The sequence below is a fragment of the Armatimonas sp. genome (assembly GCF_031410135.1).
Lineage (GTDB): Bacteria > Armatimonadota > Armatimonadia > Armatimonadales > Armatimonadaceae > Armatimonas.
The window spans coordinates 1-6,167 of record NZ_JANNYP010000790.1 but is presented as its reverse complement, the minus strand read 5'-3'; the positions used below and the strand labels follow the sequence as shown (position 1 = coordinate 6,167).

Here is a 6,167-nt window from a genome sequence, read left to right as displayed (position 1 = left end):
GTGGTTACTGACCCCAAAGTGCAGGACTTTACCACTCTGCTTGAGCTGGTCAAACGCCTCCGCAACTTCCTCGGGCTCGACCAAGGCGTCGGGGCGGTGAAGGAGCAGAATATCCAAGTAATCCGTGTCGAGGCGCGTGAGGATCTTGTCCACCGAGCTTAAAATATGCTCCTTGGAGAAGTCGAAAAAGCCACTGCGGATGCCGCACTTGCTCTGCAGAAGCAGCTCGCTTCGCTTGAGACCAAGGCGCTTGACCGACGCCGTAAAGACCTCCTCGCTCTTGCCGCCACCGTAGATATCGGCGTGGTCGTAGAAGTTGATCCCGGCTTCCCAGGACGTCCGCAGGAGCGTGTCCACGGCATCGGGGGCCATGCCTGCAATGCGCATACAGCCCAGAGAGATCTCGGAAGCACTTAGGGAACTGGTTCCGATTGGTAGCATTTTCATCGTCATGGAGCCAGTATACCGGAGGACGATACTTACCCTGTTTCTTGTGGGGAATTGTCTTCACTCCCTTGAGTAAGCTCCTGTGCTTGGAGCGTCTTTGCCCCCACGTAGCGTAGGACGCGCACCTGGCCGGAGTCAGGGTCTTGTTGCGTCGGATCATAGACCGAGAAGACTATAGTACAAGAAACCCACTCGGGGTTCTTACGATCTGGCCCACGATAGAGCCGCATGCGCACCTCTACCCGACGCCGCTCCGACTCGGCAACATTCATCGTGAAGGAGCGTGGGCCAGGGAACTCAACAATGCCATCGGTTGCTTTGAGGAGGCCCTCCCACCAGCGCCGGGCGTAGTCAGCTCCTCGGACACGCCCTATCGTGAGGAACAGTGCGTCACGCTCGGCATGGGCAAGATCCGTGAGATACAAGTCCCACGGCACGGACTCAGACATTACACTAGCCCTGCGGCCTTGAGAAGCTCTTCCGCGTGTGCCAGCGACTCGGCGCGGTTGTGGAGGCGCACCTTACCTGCGGCTACCTGGACTAGAGCCTCATCTACTTTATCCCAGTCTTCCGGGGGCAGCTCAATGTCTTCCTCAGCGAATGCCGCGTCCACGAGCTCGCCTGCTCGACGTAGCGCTTGGGGATCATCCACAAGTCGTCGAGCCGTTTCCGGGGAGACATCTATCATCAGTGTCATCGTCGTTTTACCCTTTCTCTTCTCTCTTGATGACATTTTATCAGTAGCAGGTAAAATAGCCCAAATGGCTAAAACACTCGTTCTCCTCGACGGCAACTCGCTGCTTTTTCGGGGCTTTTTTGCGGTGCGCTCTCTCACCAACTCCAAGGGCTTGCCCACCAACGCGCTCTTTGGTTTCACGCAGATGCTGCTGGGCGTAACGGAGAAACACTCGCCCGACTTGATGTTCTGTGCCTGGGATACGCATGAGCCGACGTTTCGGCACGAGCTGTTCACGGAGTACAAGGGCACACGACAAGACACACCTGACGACTTGATCCAGCAGGGGCCGTACGCACGCCGCCTCGCCGATGTCTTTCGGGCGATCTCGCTGGAAGCGCCGGGCTACGAGGCCGACGATATTATTGGGACGCTCGCCACGCAGGGAAAAGCGGCGGGCTACGACGTGCTGATTGTCAGCGGCGACTCAGACATGCTCCAGCTCGTCCAGCCGGGGATTCAAGTGCTCACGACGATCAAAGGCATCACCGACACCGTGCTCTACGATGAGGCGGCAGTGGAGGCACGCTACGGCCTGAAGCCAATACAACTCACGGACTACCGCGCTTTGAAGGGCGACTCCAGCGATAATATTCCGGGTGTCCCTGGCATCGGTGAGAAAACGGCCACGACGCTGCTACAAGCCTTCCCCACGGTGGAGGAGATCGAGGCGCGGCTTGGTGAAGTCACGCCAGCTCGTATTCAAGAGAAGATCCGCGAGAATCTCGATAAGATGCGCCTCTCGAAAGAGCTGGCGGTGATTAAGAAAGACATTCCCTTGCCCGAGGCAGCCGTGCTTCCGGCTCCAGATGACTGCCCCGAGTACTCACCCGACTACGCCGCGATCAAGGTTTTCTTCGACGAGCTAGAGTTTAGGACGCTGGCGCGTCGGGTGGAGGCGAAGGCGACAGGTTCCCCTCTCTCCCCCGGCCCCTCCCTCCCGATAACGGGAGAGGGAGGGGAGGAGCAAGTCTCTGCTACGCCTGCCGTGCTGACGGTTACGGAGGTGCAGACGGAGGCTGATGTGATGGAGTTATTGAGTGTTGCGAAGGCGGCGGGCAAGGTTGGGATTCGTCTGCACACCGATGAAGCATCAGCGCTGGATGCGGTTCTCTACGGGGTTGCCATTGCCACCGGAGGCGAGCGTGTTTTCTACTGCGCGATAGCCCCCCCCGCCCCCGCAAGCGGGGGAACCGAGCTAGGAGGACTCTTTGACACAAATCCTCCCCTCTCTCCCGTTATCGGGAGGGAGGGGCCGGGGGAGGGAGGGGAAACCGAGGGGGCTAAAGCGTGTCATGCCCTCCTCGCAGACCCCGCCATCGGCAAGATGACCTATGATGGGCGCACGGATCTCACGATCTTGCAGCGCCATGGCTTTGCGGTTTCGTCGCTTGCCTTCGATACGGAGCTGGCGGCCTACTTGCTCTTTGCCGGGCAGCGGGCAACCTATCCGCTACGGGACATTGCGCAGAATCATGCGGGGCGTGAATTGCCGCCTGCGCTGGAGAAAAAAGAGCGTGCGACACTGGACACAATGACGGTGTTTGAGCGCGATAAACAGCTGGCGATTGCGTCGGCGGAGGCGATCTTTGCACTGCAGGAGGTGCTGGAGCCGCGCCTGGAAAAAGACAAGCTCTCGGAGCTTTTGCAGACGCTGGAGCTGCCTTTGGTGCCGGTCTTAGCGGAAATGGAGCGCACAGGGCTGCTATTGGACACGGCATTGCTCGGCAAGATCGCGGGGGAGATGGGGGGGCAGGTCGCAACCCTGGAGAAGGCGATTCACGCAGAGGCTGGGGTGGTGTTTGCGGTGAACTCGCCCAAGCAGCTGGCGGAGGTGCTCTTTGAGACGCTGAAGCTGCCGTCGGGGAAGAAGACCAAGACGGGCTACTCGACCGATGCGGACGTGCTGGAGCCCCTCGCGCTGGAGCATAAGATAGTCGCGGAGGTGCTGCAGTACCGTGAGCTGGCGAAGCTCAAGAGCACCTACGCCGACGCGCTGCCGGCATTGGTCCGAAGTGATGGACGGGTGCACACGTCGCTCAATCAGACCGTGGCGGCGACGGGGCGGCTGTCGTCGTCGAACCCCAATCTGCAGAATATTCCGATTCGCACGGCCATTGGGCGGGAGATTCGTAAGGCGTTTGTTGCGCCGCCGGGGCGGATTCTGCTCTCGGCGGACTACTCACAGATCGAGCTGCGCATCTTTGCCCACGTGGCCAACGACGCGGACATGCGGGCGGCGTTCACGTCGGGCGAGGATATCCACAAGTACACGGCGAGCAAGGTGTACGGCGTCGCGCCGGGCGATGTGACGAGTGATATGCGCCGCGCGGCCAAGACGGTGAACTTCGCGGTGCTCTATGGCATCTCGGACTTTGCACTGGCGCGGCAGTTGAAGATACCGCAGAGCGAGGCGAAGGCGCTGAAAGAGTCGTACTTTGCGCGCTTTCCGGGCGTGAAGGTCTATCTGGACGCGACCATTGAGTTTGCCCAGAAAAACGGCTATGTCCAGACCCTCTTTGGCCGTCGGCGCTGGATTCCCGATATCAACAACCGCGTGTTTAACTTCCGTCAGGCGGCGGAGCGGGCGGCGGCGAATATGCCGATCCAGGGGCTGAGTGCCGATATTATGAAAAAAGCAATGCTCTCGGTCGCGGCGATGCTGAAGACCACACAGCTCCCGGCGCTACTGCTCTTGCAGGTACACGATGAGCTGCTTTTTGAGGTAGACCAAGACGCGACAGGTGAGCTTGGCACGAAGGTGAAGGCGTGCATGGAAAACGCCTACGAACTCTCAGTGAGCCTGGATGTCGAGGTAAAAACGGGCCCCTCTTGGGGCGACACGACTGTGGTGGAGTAGAAGTATGAAAACTGTCATTATTACGGGCGCAGGGCAAGGGATTGGGCAAGCGATCGCACTTGCCTTTCACAACGCAGGTTGGAATGTCTGCGCGACCGATCTACGGCGCATCGGAGAGACCGCCGCGCTTCTGGGAGAGAGTAATGCTCTCTGCCTGGAGGGCGATGTCACCGACACGGCGTTCCCGGCACACGTGGTTGCTGCCACCTTAGAGCGATTTGGGCGGCTCGACTGCATCCTCAACAACGCCGCCGACCAGCGGGGCACCACGTTAGAAGACACCCCTGTCGCGCTCTTTGACACCGTGCAAGCGGTCAATGTCCGCGCTCCTTATCTCTTCGCCCAGGCTGGGTTAGACGCGCTTAAACAGACCAAGGGAAGCATCATTAACCTTGGTTCTCTCGTCGGAAACCAGCCCATCCCCGAGCGAGTCGCCTACTCAACATCCAAAGCCGCCCTCGGTGGGCTCACACGAGCGCTTGCCACCGATCTGGGACGCTACGGCATTCGGGTGAACTGCATTGCCCCCGGCCATATCATGACCATGGGCGAGCAAGCGTGGAAAGAGCGCTTCTCGGAAGACGAGCAGCGGGTTTTCTATACCCACTATCCCTTAGATCGCGTCGGACACCCCGAGGAAATCGCTGCGGTCGCCCTCTTTCTTGCCTCCGATGCCGCCAGCTTCATCACCGGCGCAACCATCCCTGTGGATGGCGGAATGAGTATCCTCTGCCCCGAGACCGGAGCCTTTCGTGCGGCAGGCGTGCGCTGGCCGGGCAACCCCGGCGGGGCGAGCTAGGGCCGCACTCCCAGCTGCAAGACAATCGCGGCCACCAGTGCCCAGAGAAGAACATTGATCACCAGCGGCTTATCCTCCACCAGCACCGCCTCAGGAGCCTCACCCATGCCCTTTTTGTGGGTTAAGTAGAGATAGCGGAAAAGTCCGTAGATCACAAAGGGAATTGTCGCCATGAGATAGGGGCGGCTATGCCCCGTTTGCGACTTTGAGAAGAACGTATAGAGCGTGTAGGACATCAAGCACGCCGAGGCCACCACCGTGATCATCTGCTCCAACATCGGCAGGCTATACTCCTTGAGAATTGCCCGCGTCGGTGTTCCCTCACCCAGCGCCACTAGCTCCCCGCGCCGCTTCGAGAGCCCCAAAAAGAGCGCCAGCAGTAGCGTACACAGCAGCAGCCACTCCGAGATCGGCACATTGATCACGAATGCCCCCGCCACCGCCCGCACCACAAACAGCGAGGCCAGGGTCAGCACATCCACGATCACCACATGCTTGAGTATGAGAGAGTAGAGTAACGTCACCGTCAGATAGAGCGCCGCTGTCGTAAAAAACTTCCACGCGGGCCAACCACTTAGATCGTACTCGATCAAGCGCGCCGCGACTAAGAGAGTCGGAATTCCCAGCCCGGCCAGCACCCGCGCCGTTTTAGCCGACAAGCGCCCTGAGGGGATGGGACGAAACCGCTTTTTGGGGTGCTGTCGATCCGCCTCCAGGTCCATCAGGTCATTGATGTAGTAGGTAAGCCCTGAGAGCAAGCAGAAAAGAAGAAATCCTGCAAAGGCCTTGAGCCAATGCGAGAGCTGATGCCCTTGGTCTTGCGTGAAGATCAGCCCCGCAAAGAGCAGGGCGTTCTTTGCCCACTGCTTGGGGCGCATGGCCTCCAGCCAAGCCGGGAGTCGGCTTGGCCGGGGCACGGCACGAGGGTCGGTCACAGGAAACGGTTAGCGGCTAATCTCAAGCGCAAGAGTCTTGCGCTGGGGAGCCTTGAGTCCATCGACATCGGTGACCGTCAGGGTGACCACCACTTTATGGATCTGCTCATCGCCACGGAAGAGTTTGACAGGAAAGACATGCTTGACGGTACGGCCCGTGTCATCTTCCTGAATTCCATCGCTGGCATCCCAGTCCCAGGAAAATTTCAGGGTGCTGGCCCCCGCCTCCGCATCCCCCACAAAGGTCATCTCGTTATCCGCAAAGGCAATCTGATCGTCAAGATCCGCAACACTGACTTCAGTCTCATCGGTGAGAACATCTATCTCCCCGATATAGAACGTGTCGTACTTATCGCCTGCCACCACCACCGACGCGAGCTTTGCCCCATT

At 59.4% G+C, this 6,167-nt stretch carries 7 protein-coding genes; 2 read left to right on the top strand and 5 right to left on the bottom strand.

Annotated elements, in window-relative coordinates; genetic code table 11:
- From RMO15_RS28870 to RMO15_RS28860, 3 genes are all read right to left on the bottom strand, one after another.
- On the bottom strand, window positions 1–447 hold a 447-nt coding region (locus RMO15_RS28870), incomplete at its 3' end, for an aldo/keto reductase (protein ID WP_369016176.1).
- Between the two features lie 32 nt (window positions 448–479).
- Window positions 480–896, bottom strand: coding sequence for a hypothetical protein (locus RMO15_RS28865; protein WP_309721223.1), 417 nt, complete (start codon window positions 894–896; stop codon window positions 480–482).
- On the bottom strand, window positions 896–1,144 hold the full coding sequence (locus RMO15_RS28860) for a hypothetical protein (protein WP_309721220.1): 249 nt from the start codon (window positions 1,142–1,144) through the stop codon (window positions 896–898). Before RMO15_RS28860 ends, RMO15_RS28865 begins: the two co-directional genes overlap by 1 nt.
- 64 nt (window positions 1,145–1,208) lie before the next feature.
- On the opposite strand from RMO15_RS28860, the gene polA reads away from it, so the two are divergent.
- Together polA and RMO15_RS28850 are read left to right on the top strand one after the other, a co-directional pair.
- Window positions 1,209–4,043 carry a DNA polymerase I gene (polA, locus tag RMO15_RS28855; RefSeq protein WP_309721218.1) on the top strand — a complete coding sequence of 945 codons (2,835 nt, stop codon included), beginning with the start codon at window positions 1,209–1,211 and terminating at the stop codon, window positions 4,041–4,043.
- A 4-nt stretch (window positions 4,044–4,047) separates the two neighbouring features.
- The gene (locus RMO15_RS28850; protein ID WP_309721215.1) at window positions 4,048–4,842 is read left to right on the top strand and encodes a glucose 1-dehydrogenase; all 795 of its coding nucleotides are present in this window, start codon (window positions 4,048–4,050) and stop codon (window positions 4,840–4,842) included.
- Here RMO15_RS28850 and RMO15_RS28845 read toward each other — a convergent pair.
- Window positions 4,839–5,777: a decaprenyl-phosphate phosphoribosyltransferase gene (locus RMO15_RS28845; RefSeq protein WP_309721212.1), complete on the bottom strand. Its 939-nt coding sequence runs from the start codon at window positions 5,775–5,777 to the stop codon at window positions 4,839–4,841. The two genes, RMO15_RS28850 and RMO15_RS28845, sit on opposite strands and share 4 nt — an antisense overlap.
- Before the next feature lie 9 nt (window positions 5,778–5,786).
- The coding region (locus RMO15_RS28840; protein WP_309721209.1) for a hypothetical protein at window positions 5,787–6,167 on the bottom strand (381 nt) is incomplete at its 5' end.